General features: G+C 61.5%; 17 protein-coding genes. 10 read left to right on the top strand and 7 right to left on the bottom strand.

Annotation, left to right across the window (positions count from 1 at the left end):
* Positions 1–104: 104 nt before the first annotated feature.
* Together nagZ and AC3WN7_RS01380 are read left to right on the top strand one after the other, a co-directional pair.
* Positions 105–1115 carry a beta-N-acetylhexosaminidase gene (nagZ, locus tag AC3WN7_RS01385; protein WP_102675098.1) on the top strand — a complete coding sequence of 337 codons (1011 nt, stop codon included), beginning with the start codon at positions 105–107 and terminating at the stop codon, positions 1113–1115.
* 12 nt (positions 1116–1127) lie between these two features.
* Positions 1128–1865, top strand: coding sequence for an S-methyl-5'-thioinosine phosphorylase (locus AC3WN7_RS01380; protein ID WP_007974037.1), 738 nt, complete (start codon positions 1128–1130; stop codon positions 1863–1865).
* Positions 1866–1991: 126 nt separating this feature from the next.
* Here the strand turns inward: AC3WN7_RS01380 and AC3WN7_RS01375 are convergent, their stop codons facing one another.
* The 3 genes from AC3WN7_RS01375 to mfd are packed head-to-tail and all read right to left on the bottom strand — an operon-like array spanning position 1992 to position 8730.
* Positions 1992–4685 (bottom strand): DEAD/DEAH box helicase, encoded by a 2694-nt coding sequence (locus AC3WN7_RS01375; RefSeq protein WP_102675099.1) that lies wholly within the window; start codon positions 4683–4685, stop codon positions 1992–1994.
* 6 nt (positions 4686–4691) lie between these two features.
* Entirely contained in the window at positions 4692–5270 is a 579-nt protein-coding gene (locus AC3WN7_RS01370; RefSeq protein WP_015095948.1) for a CsiV family protein, read from the bottom strand.
* Positions 5271–5280: 10 nt separating this feature from the next.
* Positions 5281–8730 (bottom strand): transcription-repair coupling factor, encoded by a 3450-nt coding sequence (mfd, locus tag AC3WN7_RS01365; protein ID WP_102675100.1) that lies wholly within the window; start codon positions 8728–8730, stop codon positions 5281–5283.
* 363 nt (positions 8731–9093) lie between these two features.
* On the opposite strand from mfd, the gene AC3WN7_RS01360 reads away from it, so the two are divergent.
* The 3 genes from AC3WN7_RS01360 (at position 9094) to sthA (ending at position 13353) form a co-directional block, all read left to right on the top strand.
* Positions 9094–10557 (top strand): glyceraldehyde-3-phosphate dehydrogenase, encoded by a 1464-nt coding sequence (locus AC3WN7_RS01360; RefSeq protein ID WP_095965247.1) that lies wholly within the window; start codon positions 9094–9096, stop codon positions 10555–10557.
* Positions 10558–10713: 156 nt separating this feature from the next.
* On the top strand, positions 10714–11751 hold the full coding sequence (locus AC3WN7_RS01355; protein ID WP_173862131.1) for an FAD:protein FMN transferase: 1038 nt from the start codon (positions 10714–10716) through the stop codon (positions 11749–11751).
* A gap of 207 nt (positions 11752–11958) precedes the next feature.
* Positions 11959–13353 (top strand): Si-specific NAD(P)(+) transhydrogenase, encoded by a 1395-nt coding sequence (sthA, locus tag AC3WN7_RS01350; protein WP_007972111.1) that lies wholly within the window; start codon positions 11959–11961, stop codon positions 13351–13353.
* Positions 13354–13395: 42 nt separating this feature from the next.
* Here sthA and AC3WN7_RS01345 read toward each other — a convergent pair whose 3' ends face one another.
* Both AC3WN7_RS01345 and AC3WN7_RS01340 read right to left on the bottom strand, forming a co-directional pair.
* Positions 13396–14118 carry a glycerophosphodiester phosphodiesterase gene (locus AC3WN7_RS01345; protein ID WP_102675102.1) on the bottom strand — a complete coding sequence of 241 codons (723 nt, stop codon included), beginning with the start codon at positions 14116–14118 and terminating at the stop codon, positions 13396–13398.
* A gap of 14 nt (positions 14119–14132) precedes the next feature.
* The gene (locus AC3WN7_RS01340) at positions 14133–14714 is read right to left on the bottom strand and encodes a PilZ domain-containing protein (protein WP_095965249.1); all 582 of its coding nucleotides are present in this window, start codon (positions 14712–14714) and stop codon (positions 14133–14135) included.
* Between the two features lie 94 nt (positions 14715–14808).
* On the opposite strand from AC3WN7_RS01340, the gene AC3WN7_RS01335 reads away from it, so the two are divergent.
* From AC3WN7_RS01335 to AC3WN7_RS01325, 3 genes are all read left to right on the top strand, one after another.
* Complete coding sequence (locus tag AC3WN7_RS01335; RefSeq protein ID WP_095965250.1) at positions 14809–16059, top strand: lipoprotein-releasing ABC transporter permease subunit; 1251 nt, start codon at positions 14809–14811, stop codon at positions 16057–16059.
* A 7-nt stretch (positions 16060–16066) separates the two neighbouring features.
* Complete coding sequence (lolD, locus tag AC3WN7_RS01330) at positions 16067–16750, top strand: lipoprotein-releasing ABC transporter ATP-binding protein LolD (RefSeq protein ID WP_167399534.1); 684 nt, start codon at positions 16067–16069, stop codon at positions 16748–16750.
* A 63-nt stretch (positions 16751–16813) separates the two neighbouring features.
* Positions 16814–18058, top strand: coding sequence for a lipoprotein-releasing ABC transporter permease subunit (locus AC3WN7_RS01325; RefSeq protein ID WP_102675103.1), 1245 nt, complete (start codon positions 16814–16816; stop codon positions 18056–18058).
* A 97-nt stretch (positions 18059–18155) separates the two neighbouring features.
* Here AC3WN7_RS01325 and AC3WN7_RS01320 read toward each other — a convergent pair whose 3' ends face one another.
* Positions 18156–19505: a heavy metal sensor histidine kinase gene (locus AC3WN7_RS01320; RefSeq protein WP_095965253.1), complete on the bottom strand. Its 1350-nt coding sequence runs from the start codon at positions 19503–19505 to the stop codon at positions 18156–18158.
* Positions 19505–20185 carry a heavy metal response regulator transcription factor gene (locus tag AC3WN7_RS01315; RefSeq protein ID WP_015095939.1) on the bottom strand — a complete coding sequence of 227 codons (681 nt, stop codon included), beginning with the start codon at positions 20183–20185 and terminating at the stop codon, positions 19505–19507. Before AC3WN7_RS01315 ends, AC3WN7_RS01320 begins: the two co-directional genes overlap by 1 nt.
* 155 nt (positions 20186–20340) lie before the next feature.
* Between AC3WN7_RS01315 and copI the strand changes: the two genes are divergently transcribed.
* Both copI and queF read left to right on the top strand, forming a co-directional pair.
* Positions 20341–20859: a copper-resistant cuproprotein CopI gene (copI, locus tag AC3WN7_RS01310; protein WP_095965254.1), complete on the top strand. Its 519-nt coding sequence runs from the start codon at positions 20341–20343 to the stop codon at positions 20857–20859.
* 61 nt (positions 20860–20920) lie between these two features.
* Positions 20921–21751: an NADPH-dependent 7-cyano-7-deazaguanine reductase QueF gene (queF, locus tag AC3WN7_RS01305; RefSeq protein ID WP_102675104.1), complete on the top strand. Its 831-nt coding sequence runs from the start codon at positions 20921–20923 to the stop codon at positions 21749–21751.
* Positions 21752–21823 lie beyond the last annotated feature (72 nt).

Genomic DNA, 21823 nt, shown 5'->3' with positions numbered 1-21823 from the left:
ACTCTCGTTCTGAACCCGTTTTCCATCGAACTCGCCAATCTGCCAGGCCTTGCCCCTGGCGGCGAATTCGTGTGGGCAGGGTTTTCTGTTATCAAGGAATTTTTATGACTGCTGGCTTGCAAGGCTCGTTGATGGTGGACGTCGCCGGTACCTGGCTGACGGCTGAAGATCGCCAATTGTTGCGCCAGCCCGAAGTGGGCGGCCTGATCATTTTTGCCCGTAACATTGAACATCCGCGTCAAGTGCGCGAGCTGAGTGCAGCGATTCGCGCCATTCGCCCCGATCTGCTGTTGGCGGTGGATCAAGAGGGCGGCCGCGTGCAGCGCCTGCGCCAGGGGTTCGTGCGCCTGCCCGCCATGCGCGCCATTGCCGACAACCCGAACGCCGAATACCTGGCCGAGCAGTGTGGCTGGATCATGGCGACCGAAGTGCTGGCCGTTGGCCTGGACCTGAGTTTCGCCCCTGTGCTCGACCTCGATTACCAGCGCAGCGCCGTTGTCGGCACCCGTTCGTTCGAAGGTGATCCCGAGCGCGCTGCCTTGCTCGCGGGTGCATTCATCCGTGGCATGAACAGCGCCGGGATGGCCGCTACCGGCAAGCATTTTCCGGGTCACGGCTGGGCCGAGGCTGATTCCCATGTCGCGATCCCGAATGATGAGCGCAGTCTCGACGAGATCCGCGCCAACGACCTGGTGCCGTTTGCCAAATTGAGCAAGCAACTGGCCGCGGTCATGCCGGCCCACGTTATTTATCCACAGGTCGATTCCCAGCCCGCAGGCTTCTCCCGCCGCTGGTTGCAGGACATCCTGCGCGGCGAGTTGCAGTTCGATGGCGTGATCTTCAGTGACGACCTGTCCATGGCAGGCGCCCACGTGGTCGGCGATGCCGCCAGCCGTATCGAAGCAGCGCTGACGGCCGGTTGCGAGATGGGCCTGGTGTGCAACGACCGTGCGGCCGCCGAACTCGCTTTGAGCGCTGCCCAGCGTCTGAAGGTCAAGCCTTCCGAGCGCATTGCGCGGATGCGCGGCCAGTCGTTTGCCAGCACCGAATACCGTCAAGACCCGCGTTGGCTGGCCGCTGTCGGCGCGCTCAAAGAAGCTCAATTGATTGATTAAGGACTGTTCGTTATGACGGTTTACGCGATTATCGGTGGCACCGGCCTGACTCAACTCGAAGGCCTGAGCATTCGCCAGTCACTGGCGGTGGACACGCCTTACGGTGCACCTTCGGCCGACGTGCAAATCGGCGAGTATGCCGGCAAGGAAGTGCTGTTCCTCGCGCGTCACGGCCATCCCCATCGTTTCCCGCCGCATCAGGTCAACTATCGCGCCAATCTCTGGGCGCTGAAGCAGGCCGGTGCCGAAGCCATTCTGGCCGTCAATGCCGTGGGCGGCATCCATGCGGCCATGGGCACCGGGCACTTTTGCGTGCCGCATCAGTTGATCGACTACACCAGCGGTCGCGAGCACACCTACTTTGCCGATGACCTGGAACACGTCACCCATATCGACTTCAGCTACCCCTATAGCGAGCCGTTGCGCCAGCAATTGATCGCGGCGCTGGCGGCGGAGGGTGTGGGCTACAGCAGTCATGGCGTGTATGCCTGCACTCAAGGGCCGCGCCTGGAGACGGTGGCTGAAATCGCCCGGCTGGAGCGCGACGGCTGCGACATCGTCGGCATGACCGGTATGCCGGAAGCGGCCCTGGCCCGCGAGCTGGAACTGGATTACGCCTGTCTGGCACTGGTGGTGAACCCGGCGGCGGGCAAGTCGACGGCGGTGATTACCATGGCCGAGATCGAGCAGGCGTTGCATGACGGCATGGGCAAGGTGAAATCGACGTTGGCGCGGGTGCTCAAGGGCTGAGTCTGGCGGTATACCGAGTCGCTCCCTTCGCGGGCAAGCCCGCTCCCACAGTGACCGCGTCGAACACAAACTCTACCTGTGGGAGCGGGCTTGCTCGCGAAGAGGCCGGTTCAAGCGCCAAAAATCTCAGCGCTTTCCGAGATTTTCCGGCAACGGCGCAAACAGCGCCTCGATATCATCATTCTGCAGTTTCCAGTCCCCGGCCTTGCGCCCATCCAGCACGCCGGCCGCGAGGTCGGACTTTTCCTTCTGCAGGTGCTGGATCTTCTCTTCCACCGTGCCGCGCGCTATCAGTTTGTAAACAAATACCGGCTTCTCCTGGCCAATGCGATACGCCCGGTCGGTCGCCTGGTTTTCAGTCGCCGGGTTCCACCACGGATCGTAATGAATCACCGTGTCCGCTTCAGTCAGGTTCAGGCCAACGCCACCCGCCTTCAGGCTGATCAGAAATATCTGACGCTTGCCACTCTGGAATTCCTTCACCGGAGTGCGGCGGTCGCGGGTCTGGCCTGTCAGCAGGGCGTAGGCGATTCCACGCTTGTTCAGCTCATCCTCAATCAGCGACAACATTGACGTGAACTGCGAGAACAGCAGGATCCGCCGACCTTCCTCGAACAATTCCTCGAGCATTTCCATCAGGCTGTCGAGTTTGCCCGAGGTGCTGCCACGGCTTGGCAGGGTCGCCTCGTTGACCAGGCGCAAATCGCAGCACACCTGACGCAGCTTGAGCAGCGCTTCGAGAATGATGATCTGGCTGCGGGCTACGCCTTTGCGGGTGATCTCGTCGCGGACTTTCTTGTCCATGGCCAGGCGCATGGTTTCGTAAACGTCACGCTGGGCCTCGTTGAGTTCGACCCAGTGGATGATCTCGGTTTTCGGCGGCAACTCGGTGGCCACCTGTTCCTTGGTGCGGCGCAGCAGGAAGGGTTTGATCCGGCCGTTGAGGTGCTGAAGCCTGACCTCGCTGGTGCGTTTTTCAATCGGTACGCGGTAATCGCGGTTGAAGCTTTTGACGTCACCGAGCCAGCCGGGCAAGAGGAAGTGAAACAGTGACCAGAGTTCGCCGAGGTGGTTTTCCAGCGGTGTGCCGCTCAGGCACAGGCGCTGCCGGGCATTGAGCTCGCGGGCAGCCTGGGCGGCCTTGCTGGTCGGATTCTTGATGTACTGCGCTTCATCCAGCACCAGGATGTGCAAGGGCTGCGCCGCCAGGCGTTCGACATCCTTGGGCAGTAGCGCATAGGTGGTCAGGATCAGGTCGTAGTCAGCCAGCTTGTCGAAGTGTTTTTTGCGGCTGGCACCGTACAGCGCCAGTACCTTGAGCTGCGGCGTAAAGTGCGCTGCTTCGTCGAGCCAGTTGGGAATCAGGCTGGTCGGCATCACCACCATGCACGGCCGGTCGAGACGGCCGGCGTTTTTCTCGCTCAGCACGTGCGCCAGTGTCTGCAGGGTTTTGCCCAGGCCCATGTCGTCGGCGAGAATGCCGCCCACTTCCAGCTGCCGCAGCGATTGCATCCAGCTCAAGCCCTCAAGCTGATACGGGCGCAGCGTCGCATTCAAGCCTTGCGGGGCGGCGGCCGTGTGGTCCTTGATGTCACGCAGGCGCTGGGCAAAGGTGCGGATCTGTTCGCCACCCTCCCAGAGCAGTGGCATGTCTTCCAGCGGGTTCAGGCGCGTGGCATCGGCCTTGCTCAGGCGCAGCGTGGTGTCACCGGGTTCCTGCAGGTAGAACTCGCCGAGGGTGGCCAGCACCGGTTTCAAGCGGCCGAAGGGCAGGGCGACTTGCAGCGGGCCGTGCTCGGAGTTCGGGCGATGGGGGATGTTGACCAGGATCAACTCGTCGTCGCGGCGTCGGGCAAGGCGCTCCGGGTTGAGGATTTCGGTGTGGGAGCGCATCAGGTTGAGCAGGATCGGCAGCAGGCTCAAGCGCTCGCCGTTGACGATGATCCCCAGTTCCAGGTCGAACCAGTCGCGCTCCGGTGCCTGTTCGACCGTGGCGTACCAGTCGTCTACCGCCGTCAGGTCGAAACCGAAGTCCTCGTCGATCTGCAATTCCCAGCCCTGGGTGCGCAACTTTGGCAGTTCATTGAGGGTAAAGGTCAGCCAGGCGCTGTCATTGACCATTTCGAACAGCTCGCCAGCGCTTTCCGGCAAGGCCTTGCTTTGTCGGGTGGCGACTTTGAAGCCGAGGATTCGCAACTGTTCCCGGTAGGACTGTTCCACGTCCGGGTGGCGTTTTATCCGCAGTGTCTGGGTTTCCTGACGAATCAGGATGTCGGAATTCTTCTGTCCGCTAACGTATTCGTCCAGATAGCTGAAGGACAGCGCCGCACGATGCTGGATGTAACGCTGCATTCGGCCGTTGCGCGGTTCGAAGGCGCTGAACTCGATGCTGGCCAGCCACAGGCGCGGTACCGGCTGCACATTGTCCACCAGCACTTGCGGCGGGGCTTTCGGGCTGCGGTTTTCCAGGACGGCCTGGAGTTTTTCCAGGAGTTCGGCGTCTTTGGCGGCAGCGGGGTAGTCGAGGGTTTCCTGCACTTGCAGCAGCACCGCTGCGCAATGTTTGCAGTTGTTGTGGACCGGGCAGGAGCAGATGGCATCGACCATCAGCAGCGTGCCTTTGGCTGACTCGCGCAGGCGAATGGTCTGACGGTAAACGTTACCGCCCGAGCCTTCGCACGCGGCGACGATGGTTGCGTCGCCGGCCTCGACGATCCTGACACGATTCTCCAGCGCGTAACGGCGACCACGCTCCAGGCTCTGTTCCTTGAATCGGCTGACCCAGGATGGTGCCAGGGGTTTGCTCAGGGTCGCGGACATAGGGAATCAGTCCGGAATTTCTTCGGGAGCTGCTCGGGGGGCGGGGGCGGTCAGCGAAGTGATCTTGATCAGCAGGCCGAGGTGGCCGTTGTCGAGGAAGTTCAACTGGCCGTTCTTGGTGTGGCTTTCCTGTTTCAAGCGCTCGCTGGCAGTCACCATGCCATTGGCATCGATCTGATTGACCCAGAAGTCGGCGTCGACGTCGGTAAATCGTCCCAGTTTCATGCTCAGCGTGCCCTCGATCGGGAACTGACCATATTGTTCCTTGCCGTCGCTGATCGCCACTTTGCTGGCGTTTTCGCCGAGCGTCTGTTGCCAGGCCTTGTGCAGCAACACCGTGTAGTCGGCGCTGCTGGTGAGTTTTTCCACCTCGCCATTGAGGCTTGGCGTACGCAGGCTGTCGGGGCTGACGGGTTGGGCGCCAGCAGCCCAGTCTTCCGGTGCGGCGCGGCTGACAATCGCCGGCACGGCGTTTTGCCGGACCAGAATCATTTCGACCTGATACAGGTCATCGGCAGATGCCGTGGGGGCGGCCAGCGCTGGCATCAAAAGGGTCAGCAGGGTCAGTGAGCGGAACAGGCGCATGCGGCGTCCTTCAAGCAGTTTTCGGAACGAGGCGCTCGAACAGCGCCTCTACAGTATTAAAGCGCTCTTCCGGGCGCTCCATCGGAACCATGAACTTGAACATCGTGGCCCCTTCGAATTTGTAGCGTTTTGGCTGGCTCTGGATCAGCTTGATCAGGGTCAGCGGGTCGACCGGCGTCTGCGCAGCGAACTCGACGCGACCGCCTTGCGGGCCGCCATCGACTTTCTTGATGCCCAGTTGCTCGGCCTGCAGCTTCAATGCAGTGATGCGGATCAGGTTCTTGGTTGGTTCCGGCAACAGGCCGAAACGATCGATCATCTCCACCTGCAAATCCTTGAGGCCGTCCTCATCGGTGGCCGAGGCAATGCGCTTGTAGAGAATCAGGCGGGCGTGGACATCCGGCAGGTAGTCTTCCGGAATCAGCGCCGGTACCCGCAAATTGACTTCAGGACCACCGCCGAGCGGTTGATCGAGGTTCGGCTGCTCGCCCTTGCGGATCGACTTCACCGCGCGTTCGAGCATTTCCATGTACAGCGTGAAGCCGACCGCCTGGATCTGCCCGCTCTGACCGTCACCGAGCAGTTCGCCGGCACCACGGATTTCCAGGTCGTTGGTGGCGAGCACGAAGCCCGCGCCGAGGTCCTGGGTGTTGGCGATCGCTTCCAGGCGCTTTTCCGCGTCCGGCGTGATTTGCTGGCGCGGTGGCGTCAGCAGGTAGGCGTAGGCCTGGTGGTGACTGCGTCCGACTCGGCCGCGCAGCTGGTGCAACTGGGCCAGGCCGAACTTGTCGGCACGCTCGATGATGATGGTGTTGGCGCTCGGTACGTCGATGCCGGTCTCGATGATGGTCGAGGCGATCAGCACGTTGAAGCGCTTGTGGTAGAAGTCGCTCATCACCTGTTCGAGTTCGCGCTCGCGCATCTGTCCGTGACCGATGCCGATCCGTGCTTCCGGTACCAGCTCGGCGAGGTCGGCGGCGCATTTCTCGATGGTCTTCACGTCGTTGTGCAGGTAATAGACCTGGCCGCCACGCAGCAGCTCACGCAGCAAGGCCTCTTTGACCGTGCTCTTGTTCTGCTCCATGACGAAGGTGCGTACCGACAGGCGGCGGGCCGGCGGGGTGGCGATGATCGACAGGTCACGCATGCCCGACACCGCCATGTTCAGCGTGCGCGGAATCGGCGTGGCGGTCAGGGTGAGGATGTCGACTTCGCTGCGCAGCGCCTTGAGCTGTTCTTTCTGGCGCACGCCGAAACGGTGTTCCTCGTCGATGATCACCAGGCCCAGGTTTTTGATCTTCACGTCGTCCTGCAGCAGCTTGTGCGTGCCGATGACGATGTCGATCTTGCCTTCGGCCAGATCGGCGACGGCGGCATTCACTTCCTTGGCCGACTTGAAGCGGCTCATCACTTCCACGGTCACCGGCCAGTCGGCGAAGCGGTCGCGGAAGCTGTTGTAATGCTGCTGGGCGAGCAGGGTGGTCGGCACCAGGATCGCCACCTGGCGACCACCGTGCACCGCGATGAACGCGGCGCGCATCGCCACTTCGGTCTTGCCGAAGCCGACGTCGCCGCACACCAGGCGATCCATTGGCTTGGGCGCGAGCATGTCTTCGCGCACCGCTTCGATGGTGGTTTGCTGGTCCGGGGTTTCTTCGAACGGGAAGCCGGCGCTGAAGGTGGCGTAGTCGGCTTTCGGGTCGGCGAAGGCGTAGCCTTCACGGGCGGCGCGGCGTGCATAGATGTCGAGCAACTCGGCAGCCACGTCGCGGACCTGTTCGGCGGCTTTGCGCTTGGCTTTCTGCCAGGTCTCGGAACCGAGGCGGTGCAGCGGGGCCAGGGCATCGTCGCTGCCGGTGTAGCGGGCGATCAGGTGCAGGTTGGCCACCGGCACGTAGAGCTTAGCGCCTTCGGCATATTCCAGGGCAAGGAATTCGGCGGTCTGGTTGTCGATTTCCAGGGTGGCCAGGCCCAGGTAGCGGCCGACACCGTGGTCGATGTGCACCACCGGCGCCCCTTCGCGCAGCTCGGTGAGGTTCTTGATGACGGCGTCGTTGTTGGCATCGGCGCGCTTTTCGCGGCGACGGCGCTGCATCACGCGCTGGCCGAACAGCGGGCTTTCGGCGACCAGGGCCAGGGCTGGATCGTCCAGCACCAGGCCTTCGTCGAGCGGTGCGATGGTGATCGCCAGGCGTTCTTTGCTGGCGACGAAGTCTGGCCAGCTGTCGACGGTTTTCGGTCGCAGCTTCAGACGCTCCAGCAGCTCCAGCAGCACTTCGCGGCGGCCTGCGGATTCGGCGGTGAACAGCACGCGACCGGGGAACTGGTCGAGGAAGTCCGCCAATGCCGCCAACGGCTGGGTAGCCTTGGCTTCGATGGCCAGGTTCGGCAACTCGCGGGCCGGGAAGCGCTCGCGACCACCACCGCTTTCCACATCCTGTTGACTGGCCACCACACGCGGCCAGTTCTTCAGGCGTGCGAAGCAATCTTCCACCGGCAGGAACAGTTCGGCGGGTGGCAATAAAGGACGGGACGGGTCGACGCGGCGTTCTTCATAGCGATTGCGCACGTCGTTCCAGAAGTTTTCCGCGGCTTGCTCGATGCCCGGCAGGGAAAACACTTGCGTGTCCTGGGGCAGGTAATCGAACAGCGTCGAGGTTTCCTCGAAGAACAGCGGCAGGTAGTACTCGATGCCGGCCGGGGTAATCCCGCTGCTCAAATCCTGGAAGATCGGGCAACGGCGGAAGTCGACGTCAAAACGCTCACGGAAGCGCGCCTTGAAACGGGTGACCGCTTCTTTTTGCAGCGGGAATTCCTTGGCCGGCAACAGCTTGACCGAGTCAACTTTATCGATGGAGCGCTGGTTCTCCGGGTCGAAGGTGCGCAGGGTTTCGATTTCGTCGTCGAACAGGTCGATGCGATACGGCAACTTGCTGCCCATCGGGAACAGGTCGATCAACGAGCCGCGAACGGTGAACTCGCCGTGTTCATACACCGTATCGACGTAGCGATAACCCGTGGCTTCAAGCCGGGTGCGCATTTGCTCGACGTCGAGTTTCTGGCCGATGTCCAGCACCAGGCTGCTGCCGAGCAGGAATTTGGTCGGTGCCAGGCGATGCAGGGCGGTTGTGATCGGCACCACCAGTACGCCATGGCTCAGCTCCGGCAACCGGTACAGGCTGGCGATGCGCTGGGAAATGATGTCCTGATGCGGTGAAAACAGGTCGTAGGGCAGGGTTTCCCAGTCAGGAAAGTGCAGTACGGGCAAATCCGGGGCGAAGAAACCCAGCTCCTGTTCCAGCCGTTCGGCACTTTGGCTGTCGGCGGTCAGCAGCAGGGTAAAGCGCTTGGCAGCGCTGGCGGCCTCGGCGATGGCCAGGCTCAGGGCGGCACCGGGCAGATTGCCCCAGTGCTGTTTACCTGCCGCGGCAGGGAGAAGCGGTAGACGCAGAACGGGCACGGAAGGTTGAGCTCCAAGCGTTGCGACAAAGTCGGTAATTGTAGCGGCCTACGATGCCGCCTGTCAGTTGCTGACTGCGTCTAAAGCACGGGTTTGGTGAAATGTAGTGGTAAAGACAAAATTCGGCGGTTATTTGCCGGAAATTATTGAATATGTAGTGGCAAATACAACGAGTGTTACGGAGGGTTACGGATAAGGTAGCGCGACCTCCAAAAAATTGACTGCGCTGAAAGCCCCGGTTTTATTGGGTTTGCGCGAGGCGCAATTTTTTTGAACGACGAATTGTTACGTAAAGCACGACGGGCGCGCATTGCTACGGCTGTCACTCGGCGGCATAATGTAGCCCCTTTTTTCTGCCCCTACATGTGGAAGGTTCCCGTGACTCAGAAGCCCGACCAGTGTCTTGGTGAATGGATCGACCGTGAAGCACTCGCAGAAGCGATGATTCCGCTTATCGGTCAGCTCTACCGCAATAACAACGTGGTGAGCTCGATCTATGGCCGCAGCCTGATCAATCGTTCAGTCATTGCGATTCTCAAAGCTCACCGCTTTGCTCGTCACCGTCAGTCCGACGAAAGCGAGCTGTCCGTCCACGAAACATTCCCGCTGATCAAGGCGATGAGCGAACTCAAGCTCGGCGCCGCCTCGGTGGACCTGGGCAAGCTGGCGGCCAAATTCAAGGCCCAAGGCAATGGCCGCACTGCCGAGCAGTTCGTCCGTGAAGAACTGGCCGACGTGGTTGGCCAGCAAAACGCATCGGCCCGCAAAGGCACCGACGTTGTCCTCTACGGCTTCGGTCGTATCGGCCGTCTGCTGGCGCGCATCCTGATCGAGAAAACCGGTGGCGGCGACGGCCTGCGCCTGCGTGCCATCGTTGTCCGCAAGGGCGCCGAGAACGACCTGGTCAAGCGCGCCAGCCTGCTGCGTCGTGACTCGGTGCATGGTCCGTTCGATGGCACCATCACCATCGATGAAGCCAACAACACCATCACCGCCAACGGCAACCTGATCCAGGTTATCTACGCCAAGAGCCCGACGGAAGTCGACTACACCCAGTACGGCATCGAAAACGCTCTGATCGTCGACAACACCGGTGTATGGCGTGACGCCGACGGCCTGGGCCAGCACCTGGCCTGCCCGGGCGCTGCCCGCGTGATCCTCACCGCACCTGGCAAGGGCGCGCTGAAGAACATCGTGCACGGCATCAACCACGGCGACATCACCCCTGACGACAAGATCATCTCGGCGGCGTCCTGCACCACCAACGCCATCGTGCCGGTGCTCAAGGCAGTCAACGACAAGTACGGCATCGTCAATGGCCACGTCGAAACCGTTCACTCGTTCACCAACGACCAGAACCTGATCGACAACTTCCACAAGGGCAGCCGTCGTGGCCGCGCCGCGCCGCTGAACATGGTTATCACCGAGACCGGTGCCGCCACCGCAGCCGCCAAGGCGCTGCCAGTGCTCAAGGGCAAGCTGACCGGCAACGCGATTCGCGTTCCTACGCCGAACGTGTCGATGGCCATCCTGAACCTGAACCTGGAAAAGGCCACCACTCGCGAAGAGATCAACGAGTACCTGCGCCAGATGGCCATGCACTCGGATCTGCACAAGCAGATCGACTACGTGAGCTCCCAGGAAGTGGTTTCCACCGACTTCGTTGGCTCGCGCCACGCAGGCGTAGTGGACGCTGAAGCGACCATCACCCAGGATAACCGCGTTGTTCTGTACGTTTGGTACGACAACGAGTTCGGTTACAGCTGCCAGGTGGTTCGCGTGATGGAAGACATGGCCGGTGTAAACCCGCCAGCATTCCCGCGCTAAGCCTTAGCCGCACATGAAAACGCCCCGGCCTTGGTCGGGGCGTTTTTGTTTGTGGGCTTGTCAGTAGGGATATGTTGCCTGTGCTGGCCTCTTCGCGAGCAAGCCCGCTCCCACGGTTCTATCGCATAATGGCTGGCCCTGGCGGCGTGCCAGGGGATGTATTGGGGAGCTCGGGAATTGTTGATCAGGTGGCAGGGGGTGGCATTTTTGCTGCTCGGCGCACTATCAGGCTGTGGCAACAACGACGCCCTCGAAAGCTTCGGCGGCCCGGCCATGGGCAGCACTTATTCGGTCAAGTACGTACGCCATGCCGGCCTTCCGGCACCTGGCGAAGTCCGTGTCCAGGTCGAGCAAATCCTCGCTGACGTGGACCTGCAAATGTCGACCTACCGCAGCGACTCTGACATCGAGCGCTTCAACGCATTACCGGCCAACGGCTGTCAGGCAATGCCGGCGTCGATCCTCGAGTTGGTCCGCGTGGGCGAGCAACTGTCAGTGCAAAGCGACGGTTCCTACGACCTGACAGTGGAGCCGTTGCTCAACCTATGGGGATTTGGTCCGCAGGCGCGGGAGGAGAAGGTCCCGGCCGCCGAAGCGCTCGCTGAAGCCCGCCAGCGTGTCGGACACCAGCACTTGCGCATCGATGGCGACAATTTGTGCAAGAACGCCGCCGTCGAGGTCGATTTCAACAGCATCGCCGCCGGTTATGCCGTGGACACGATTGCTACAAGGCTCGAGGCGATGGGCATCCACGACTACCTCGTGGAGGCGACGGGCGAGCTCAAGGCGGCTGGCAGGAAACCCGACGGTTCGCCATGGCGCATTGCACTGGAAGAGCCGCGGGATGATCGGCAGGTGGCCGAGCGCATCATTGTGGTCGACGGTTATGGCCTTTCCACTTCCGGCGACTACCGGAATTATTTCGAGCAGGGCGGCCAGCGTTTTTCCCACACCTTCGATGCCCGTACCGGTGCGCCGGTCTCACACGCTCTGGCGTCCGTCACGGTCATTCATCCTTCAGCGTTGATGGCCGATGGCTTATCGACGCTGTTGCTGATTCTCGGCCCGGAACGCGGTTGGGACTACGCGGAAAAACACGGTATCGGCGCATTTTTTGTGATTCGTGCCGATACAGGTTTCGTCACACGCAGCAGTCACGCTTTTGAGCGCCTCAGTGGCAAGAAAACCGAGTGATTGTGGCGATTTGAGCATTGAAAACTGGCGTTGTAGTGCAGGCAAAAGTAGCCTACGACGCGACCAAGGGTTAATGTGCCCGGCGTTGACGCTTCTATAGACTGTGTCCGGGTTCTGCACTGGCCCCAAATTGTTCCTTCATGCCACAGATTGGCGTGATTTAGCCGCAGGTGCCGAGGGTGCCGCGGCCTGTTCTGAGGAGTACGCATGGCTGTCTACAACTACGACGTGGTGGTGTTGGGTTCCGGCCCGGCGGGGGAAGGCGCGGCAATGAACGCCGCCAAGGCAGGGCGCAAGGTGGCGATGGTCGATAGCCGTCGCCAGGTCGGCGGCAACTGCACTCACTTGGGCACCATCCCCTCCAAGGCACTGCGTCACTCGGTGCGGCAGATCATGCAGTTCAACACCAACCCGATGTTCCGGGCCATTGGTGAGCCGCGCTGGTTCTCGTTCCCGGACGTGTTGAAAAGCGCCGAGAAAGTCATCTCCAAGCAAGTCGCTTCGCGTACCGGCTACTACGCCCGCAACCGCGTCGACGTGTTCTTCGGCACCGGCAGTTTCGCCGACGAGCAAACCATCGAAGTGGTCTGCGCCAATGGCGTGGTCGAGAAACTGGTGGCCAAGCACATCATCATCGCCACCGGTTCGCGTCCGTATCGCCCGGCGGACATCGATTTCCACCACCCGCGTATCTACGATAGCGACACCATCCTCAGCCTCGGCCACACCCCGCGCAAACTCATCGTTTACGGCGCAGGCGTGATCGGTTGCGAATATGCCTCGATCTTCAGCGGCCTGGGTGTGTTGGTCGAACTGGTGGACAACCGTGGTCAGTTGCTGAGCTTCCTGGACTCGGAAATTTCCCAGGCCCTGAGCTATCACTTCAGCAACAACAACATCACCGTTCGCCACAACGAAGAGTATGACCGCGTCGAAGGCGTGGACAATGGCGTGATCCTGCACCTCAAGTCCGGCAAGAAGATCAAGGCCGACGCCTTGCTCTGGTGCAACGGCCGTACCGGCAACACCGATCAGTTGGGTCTGGAAAACATCGGCGTGAAGGTCAACAGCCGTGGCCAGATCGAAGTCGACGAGGCCTATCGCACCTGCGTGCCGAACATCTATGGCGCCGGTGACGTGATCGGCTGGCCGAGCCTGGCCAGTGCCGCCCACGACCAGGGTCGCTCGGCCGCCGGCAGCATCGTTGATAACGGCAGCTGGCGTTTCGTCAATGACGTGCCGACCGGCATCTACACCATTCCGGAGATCAGCTCGATCGGCAAGAACGAGCAGGAGCTGACCCAGGCCAAGGTGCCGTACGAAGTCGGCAAGGCGTTCTTCAAGAGCATGGCGCGGGCGCAGATTGCCGGCGAGCCGCAAGGCATGTTGAAGATCCTGTTCCACCGTGAAACCCTGGAAGTGCTGGGCGTTCACTGCTTCGGTTATCAGGCGTCGGAGATCGTGCACATCGGTCAGGCGATCATGAACCAGCCGGGCGAACAGAACACCCTGAAGTATTTCGTCAACACCACGTTCAACTACCCGACCATGGCCGAAGCCTATCGGGTCGCGGCGTACGACGGCCTCAACCGGCTTTTTTGAGCGGCTCCGGCCGGTGGCCTGAGCCGGCCGGGGAGACCGATTTCAGCAATTCTCGAGCGTGGCGGTGGCCAAACCGGGAAAGTCTGTAATCAGGCTGTCAACGCCGAAGTCGGCGAGTCTGCGCATCAGCGCAGGCTCGTTGACGGTCCACACCGACACATGCAACCCCTGACGCTGCGCCTTTTGCAGGCGTTCCGGCGTACACAGGGTCCAGTTCAGCGCCAGAATCTCACAGCCATAACTGGCCGCGACCTTCAGCGGGTCGAGCCAGGCGTACTCGGCCACCAGTCCGCGGGACACGTCCGGCACCAGCTCCAATGCAGCCTTGAGCACTTCACGGGAGCTCGAGGTGATGGTCACCTTGTCCATCAGGCCGTGACGCTGGACCATTTCGCGAATCGCCAGCACGGTGGTCGCGGCACGCATCCGTGATGCGCTCTTGACTTCCAGCTGCCAGTGATCGAAGTCGCACTTCTCGAACAGTTCTTCCAGCGTCGGAATCGGGCACGGCTTGATCCAGCCCGGGCCACCCTTGCGCGCGTCATAGGTCACAAGCTCTGCCGCCGTGTGTTCGACGACCTTGCCGCGACGGTCCGTGGTGCGCTTGAGGGTCGGGTCGTGGATGACCATCAACTCGCCGTCGCTGGACAGGTGCAGGTCCAGTTCGCAGCGACGCACGCCGTGCTTGAGACATTCCTGAAAGCTGGTCAGGGTATTTTCCGGTGCTTCGCCCTTGGCGCCGCGATGGCCGTAGATGAGGGTCACGGTTCTTCCTTAAATTAATTGCCTGATTCGAGTTGTTCGCGGGCCAGGCGTCGTTCCTGGGCCTGCTTCTGCAAGATGTGGCGGGCCAACAGTTGGCGCTGGGCGTCGGTCAGGTGTTCGAACTCGGTGCCAACGTCATAGCCATCGCCCTTGCGGTCGCAATGGGTGACGCGGGCGCGCAGCAGCAGGCCCAGGGCTTGCGGCATCAGCACCAGCTTGACCGACAGGTGTGCGCCGGCGGCGATGGGCGATGGGTGCTGAAAGTCGATGCCGCCTTCGGAGATGATCACCGGCTGCGGTTCGCCGATCTGCCCGAGCACGGTGATGGCGATCACCTGGCTCAGCAGATCGATGCGTTTGTTCTGGGATTTCAAGAATGCCGCAATGTTGCGGTCGCGCTCATTGATCTGGCGCAACAGGTGCTGCGACTCGAATTCACTGAGGTGCAGTTCGCTGAGCAAGTTGAAGAGTGGAGAAGCATCCTGCAACACTTCCTGGCCTGCGGCTTCAGAAGCGGACAGGGGCCGAATTTCCAGTGCGATCGTATCCTCGATACGGTAGTATTCGCGGCGATCTTCTTCATCTAATGTCGACATGGCGAACCCATGGTAGCGGCGGTGGTCTGAGTGTAAAGCTGGTTATCGACCCCCGCCACAAGGACGTTCCTTTTCCCTCCGAACAAGCCCCGACATGTTCAGACCTCTCTTCGTATTTATCGGCACGCGTTACACCCGTGCAAAGCGTCGCAATCATTTTGTGTCATTCATTTCCCTGACTTCGATGATCGGGCTCGCCCTTGGCGTGGTCGTGATGATCGTGGTGCTGTCGGTGATGAACGGCTTCGATCATGAGATGCGCACCCGCGTGCTGGGCATGGTGCCCCACGCGACCATCGAGTCCGGCGAAGCAATCAGCGATTGGCAAAGCCTGGCCGCCAAAGTCAGGCAGAACCCGCAAGTGACGGCCGTGGCGCCGTTTACGCAAATGCAGGGGTTGCTGACCAATAACGGCAAGGTCTCGAAGGTCCTGCTCAATGCCATCGACCCGGCGCAAGAGCGCCAGGTGTCGATCATCGATCACTTCATGACCCAGGGCAAACTCGACGATTTGGTGCCGGGTGAGTTCGGCATCGTTATCGGCGACAAGGCCGCGGCCAAGCTCGGTGCGGTCATCGGCGACAAGCTGACCTTCGTCGCGCCGGAGGTCACCGTGACCCCGGCCGGGATGTTCCCGCGCATGAAGCGCTTTACCGTGGTCGGCATTTTCCATGTCGGCGCCGGTGAGCTCGATGGCTACCTCGGCGTCACCAACCTGCAGGACCTGGCCCGGCTGCATCGCTGGAAACCGGATCAGGTCCAGGGCCTGCGCCTGAAGTTCGACGACCTGTTCCAGGCGCCGCGCACCGCGTGGAGCATCGCCCGCGACCTCGGCGAAGACCGCTTCTACGCCCGCGACTGGACCCGCACCCACGGCAACCTGTATCAGGCCATCCGCATGGAAAAAGCCATGATCGGCCTGTTGCTGCTGCTGATCGTTGCCGTCGCGGCGTTCAACATCATTTCCACACTGGTGATGGTGGTGAACGACAAGAAGGGTGACATCGCGATCCTGCGCACACTGGGCGCCACGCCGGGCACGATCATGCGCACCTTCATGGTGCAGGGCACGGTGATCGGCGTGGTCGGTACCGCGATCGGCGCCGTGGTCGGGATCTTCGCTGCGCTGAATGTCAGTGCCGCGATCTCGGCCCTCGAAGGCCTGATCGGCCACAAATTCCTCAACGCCGACGTGTACTTCATCGATTACCTGCCGTCGCAAGTGCAGAGCCAGGACGTTGTCATGGTCTGCGCCGCCGCGTTGATCCTGAGTTTCCTCGCCACCCTGTATCCAGCCTGGCGTGCCGCGCGCACCCAGCCTGCGGAGGCGCTACGTTATGAGTGAGTCGGGCATGAGTGATAAAGCAATCTTGAGCTGCCGCAACCTGGGCAAATCCTACGAGGAAGGTCCGGAGTCGGTAGAGGTCCTGGCCGGGCTGCAACTGGAAATGCATCCGGGCGAGCGTGTGGCGATTGTCGGCAAGTCGGGCTCGGGCAAAAGCACCTTGCTCAACCTGTTGGGCGGCCTCGATACGCCGACCAAGGGCAGCGTCTGGCTCGATGGCGAAGAACTGTCGGCGCTGAGCGAGAAGAAACGCGGCCTGCTGCGTAACCGGGCCCTGGGCTTCGTGTACCAGTTCCACCACCTGCTGCCGGAATTCACCGCGCTGGAAAACGTCTGCATGCCGCTGCTGATCGGCAAGACCGCGATCCCGCAAGCGCGCCAGCGTGCCACGGCGCTGCTGGAGCGGGTAGGGCTGGGCCACCGGCTGGAACACAAGCCGGCCGAATTGTCCGGTGGTGAGCGTCAGCGCGTGGCCATCGCCCGCGCCCTGGTCAACACACCGGGCCTGGTGATGCTCGACGAGCCGACCGGCAACCTCGACGCCCACACCGCCCAGGGCATTCAGGACTTGATGCTGGAACTCAGTACCTCGATGCGCACGGCGTTCCTGGTGGTGACCCACGACATGAACCTGGCCCGCCAGATGGACCGAGTCCTGCACCTGCAGGAAGGTTGCCTCACGCCCATCTGATTGGCTGCAACCCGATGCCCGGAAAGGCATCGGGTCTTTAATATTTATACGGTGCCCCAGCGAATGTTCAGACCGTTATCGATCTTTATCGGCACGCGCTATACCCGCGCCAAGCGTCGTAATCGCTTTGTTTCCTTCATCTCGATGACCTCGATGATCGGCCTCGCCCTGGGCGTGCTCGCCATGATCGTGGTGTTGTCGGTGATGAACGGCTTCCAGCGCGAAATGAGCTCGCGCATCCTCGGCATGGTGCCGCATGCCACCATCGTCGGCGTCAACCCGATTGACGACTGGAGGCCCGTGGCAGCGGCCGCCATGAAAAACCCGGAAGTGACGGCAGCGGTGCCGTTCACCGAAATGGAAGGCATGCTGTCCTACAAGGGCACGATGCAACCCATCCAGGTCAGCGGTGTCGACCCGGCGCTGGAAGGCCAGGTGTCGATCGTCGCCAAGCACATCGTCCAGGGCAGTCTCGAGGCCCTGAAGCCGGGCGAATTCGGCGTGGTGATCGGCGAGATCACGGCCCGGCGCTTCCGCCTGAACGTCGGCGACAGGATCACCCTCATCGTGCCGGAAGTCAGCAATGCGCCGGGCGGCATTACCCCGCGCATGCAACGGTTGAATGTGGTCGGCGTGTTCAAGGTCGGTGCCGAGCTGGATGGCACCATGGCCCTGATCCACATGGCCGACGCCGCGCAGATGCAGCACTGGGAGCCGGATCAGGTGCAGAGCGTGCGCCTGGCGGTGAAGGACCTGTACGCCGCACCGCAAGTGTCGAGCGACATCGCCACGGGGCTGGGTGCCGCCTACAAGGCTGACGACTGGACCCACACCCAGGGCAGCCTGTTCAGTGCGATGAAGATGGAAAAAACCATGATCGGCCTGCTGTTGCTGATGATCGTCGCAGTGGCGGCGTTCAACATCATCGCGACCCTGATCATGGTGGTGAACGACAAGGGCGCGGACATCGCGATCCTGCGCACCATCGGAGCCACGCCGCGACAGATCATGGCGATCTTCATGGTGCAGGGCACGGTGATCGGTATTGTCGGCACCCTGATTGGCGGTGTGCTGGGCGTGATTGCCGCGCTGAACGTCAGCCAGATCGTGGGCTGGATCGAGCGGGTCAGCGGGCAGCACATCTTCAGTTCCGACGTGTATTTCGTCAGCAACCTGCCGTCCGAGCTGCAAGGCGGGGATGTCGTGTTGATCTGCTCTGCAGGTTTTGTATTGAGCTTCCTCGCCACTGTTTACCCGGCGTGGCGTGCGGCGAAAATCGAACCGGCTCACGCGTTGCGGTATTCGTAAGCCGTTGCACCGCTTTCGCGAGCAAGCCCGCTCCCACATTGGAATGCGTTCCCCTGTGGGAGCGGGCTTGCTCGCGAAGAGGCCGCAACTGCCGGCCTCAATCCCCCTTTGGCAACTCGATCATAAACCGCGTCCATCCATTCTCCGATTCGCAACGAATCTGCCCGCCATGGGCGCGAATGATCGACTGCGTAATCGCCAACCCCAACCCCGCATGTTCACTGCTGCCTTCGCGACGTGCAGGATCGGCCCGATAAAACCGGTCAAACAGGCGCGGCAATAGATCTTCGGAAATCTGTTGGCCCGTATTTTCAACGCTCAGGCACAATGCTTTCGGCTGTTCGACAATCCGCACCCGGACCTCGCCCTCAACCGGTGTAAACCGCAACGCATTGTCCAGCAAATTGGAAAGCGCCCGACGCAACATGCTGCGATCACCTTCCATGCGCGCATTACCGTCACGGCTCAACTTCACCCGGGCATCCTCTGCCAGCGGCGCAAAAAACTCCAGCAGCAGATCCGCTTCGTGTCCCAGCTCCAAGGGCTCGCGCTTGGGCATCAACAGGCCATGGTCAGCCTTGGCCAGATACAGCATGTCGTTGACCAGTTGCGCCATCCACTGCAGTTCTTCGAGGTTACTGTGCAGGGCTTCGCGGTAGTCCTCGATGGGGCGGGGGCGGGTGAGGGTGACCTGGGTGTGGGTCAGCAGGTTCGACAATGGGGTGCGCAGTTCATGGGCAATGTCGGCAGAGAACGCGGACAGGCGCTGAAAAGAATCGTCGAGGCGTCCGAGCATGGCATTGAAGTTGTGGGCCATTTCCGCCAGTTCCGGTGGCATGTTTTCTTCAGGCAACCGCATGTTCAGCGATTGCGCGGAAACCCCGCTGGCGACCGCACTGATGCGCCGCAACGGGCGCAAGCCGCTGCGCGCCGCCCAGGCCCCCAGCAGTGCGGTGGCCAGGGCTGACAGGCCGACGGTCAGCCAGATCAGATGCTGCATGCGTTGCAGAAAGTGCTGGTGGTGGGTGATGTCCAGCATCAGGGTCAGTTGCGGTGAGTCGGGTTTGTTCGCATCGAGCGGCGCATTCAGCACGCGGTAATCCATGCCTTCGTGGCTCACCGTCGACAATCCGGGCTGGCGCGGCAATAGCAGCGGAAGGTTTGCCGAGCTGTCATACCAGCGCTGACCGTCGCTGCCGGTGATGCGCAGTGACAGATCAGCCTGTCGGCTCAGTTCCTCCGTCAGCTTCACTTCGCTGTCACTCGATTGAAAGTCGTGCAGGGCCCGACGCAGGCCCGTCAGCTTGGCGCTCAGCAATTGCTGGTCGAGCTCAACAAAGTGCGCCTCACTGGCGCGGCTGAACAGCACGCCGGCGAACAGCGATACCACGGCGGTGCAGGCGGCAAACAACAGCGCCAGGCGGCTGCTCAAGGAGAGACGGCGCATCAGGCGGGGCGCTCTTCAAGCACGTAACCCATGCCGCGCACAGTGTGGATCAGCTTGTTGGGGAATTCATCGTCGATCTTCAGGCGCAGCCGGCGGATCGCCACCTCAATGACATTGGTGTCGCTGTCGAAATTCATGTCCCAGACCTGGGACGCAATCAGCGACTTGGGCAGGACTTCGCCCTGACGGCGCAGGAGCATTTCCAGCAGGGCGAACTCCTTGGCGGTCAGGTCGATCCGCTGGCCGCTGCGTTCGACCCGACGTCGGATCAGGTCCAGGCGCAAATCGGCCAGTTGCAGGCTGGTCTCCTGAGGCGTGGCGCTACCGCGACGCAACAGGCTGCGGACCCGGGCCAGCAGTTCGGAGAACGCAAACGGCTTGACCAGATAGTCGTCGGCGCCCAGTTCGAGGCCGTGAACCCTGTCTTCCACGGCGTCGCGCGCTGTCAGAAAAAGTACCGGCGTGTCCAGGCCGGCGCCGCGCACGGCTTGCAGAATCTGCCAGCCATCGCGACCGGGCAGCATCACATCGAGAATCAGCAGGGCATACTCGCCGCTGAGGGCCAGTTGCTGGCCGGTGCTGCCGTCGGCCACCAGTTCCGTGTTGAACCCGGCCTCGGCCAGACCCTGACGCAGGTAGTGACCGGTTTTCGGTTGGTCTTCGACAATCAGCAGTTTCATGGGCGACTCATGGCAAATGGAACGAACGCTTTATACCGTGGGCAGCGTTCATACAGGTCAACCTGACAAAGTTGTAATCTGGCTGTCAGGTTACGGGCAGTGGCAGCAGTTTAGAGTTTTCCTCATGCCGAGCCTTATCTTGTTGGAGTATGACGATGTTTTTACGCAAATCCCTGGCGCAAATCCTGTGTTTGCTGGCGCTGAGCTCACCGGTGTGGGCGGACGGCGGGCATGCCTACGATTTCGGCCAGCCGGCCCCGGCGGCCAAGGCGACCCGCAGCGTCGAAGTGGTCATGGGGGACATGTCCTTCGCGCCGAAGGCCATCGACATCAAGGCCGGAGAAACCGTGCGCTTCGTGCTGGTCAATAAAGGCCGGTTGCTGCATGAGTTCAACCTGGGGGATGCGGCGATGCACGCCAGGCACCAGCAGGAAATGTTGCAGATGCAACAGAGCGGCATGAAGGCCATGGACCACGGCAACATGGCCGGCATGGATCACGGCAAAATGGATCACGGCATGAAGCATGACGACCCCAACAGCGTGCTGGTGGAGCCGGGCAAGACCGCCGAGCTGACCTGGACCTTCAGCAAGGCCACCAGCCTTGAGTTTGCCTGCAACATCCCCGGTCATTATCAGGCCGGCATGGTCGGCAAACTGACTGTCAGTCAGTAAGCACTCAAAGGCGGGAGCAAAGGCTGATAGAATCCGCTGATTCTTCAGTCAGGTTTCCGCCATGCATCCCGCAGCCGAACACTCGCCGCTGGGCAAGTCCAGCGAATACATCGCCACCTACACGCCGTCCTTGCTGTTCCCGATCCCGCGCACCGCGAAGTGGGCGGAGCTGGGCCTGACGGCTGAAACCCTGCCGTATAAAGGCGTGGACTTCTGGAACTGCTTCGAACTGTCCTGGCTGCTGCCTTCGGGCAAGCCGGTGGTGGCGATCGGCGAATTCAGCATTCCGGCGGATTCGCCGAACATCATCGAGTCGAAATCGTTCAAGCTCTACCTCAACTCCCTGAACCAGACGCCGTTTGTCGACACCGCGAGCCTTGAGGCGACGCTGGCCAAGGACTTGTCGGCGGCTGCCGGCAAGCCGGTGGGGGTGCGCATTCGCAGTCTCAAGGATGTCGAGCGCGAAGGCGTCGTGGCCTTGCCGGGCGTGTGCATCGACGAACTGGATATCAGCGTCAGCAACTACGAGCATCCACGGCCGGAACTGCTGCGTTGCGATGATTCGCGCATCGTCGAGGAGAGCGTGCACAGCCATTTGCTCAAGTCCAACTGCCCGGTCACCAGCCAGCCGGACTGGGGCAGCGTGGCGGTGGAGTACCGGGGCGCGGCGCTGGATCACGCGAGTCTGCTCGAGTACATCGTCAGCTTCCGTCAGCATTCGGACTTCCATGAGCAGTGCGTGGAGCGGATCTTCCTCGACCTGCAGCGGTTGTTGAAACCGGAGAAACTGACGGTGTACGCGCGTTATGTGCGTCGTGGCGGGCTGGATATCAACCCGTATCGCAGCACTGAAGCGGTGCAGTTGCCGAACCATCGCCTGGTCCGCCAGTAACGAAACCCTGTAGGAGCGAGCTTGCTCGCGATGGTGGGTCAGTCGACGCCAAGGTAGCTGACACTCCATCGC

The sequence above is a fragment of the Pseudomonas sp. FW305-70 genome (assembly GCF_058783925.1).
This window is presented reverse-complemented; position numbering and strand designations above follow the sequence as displayed.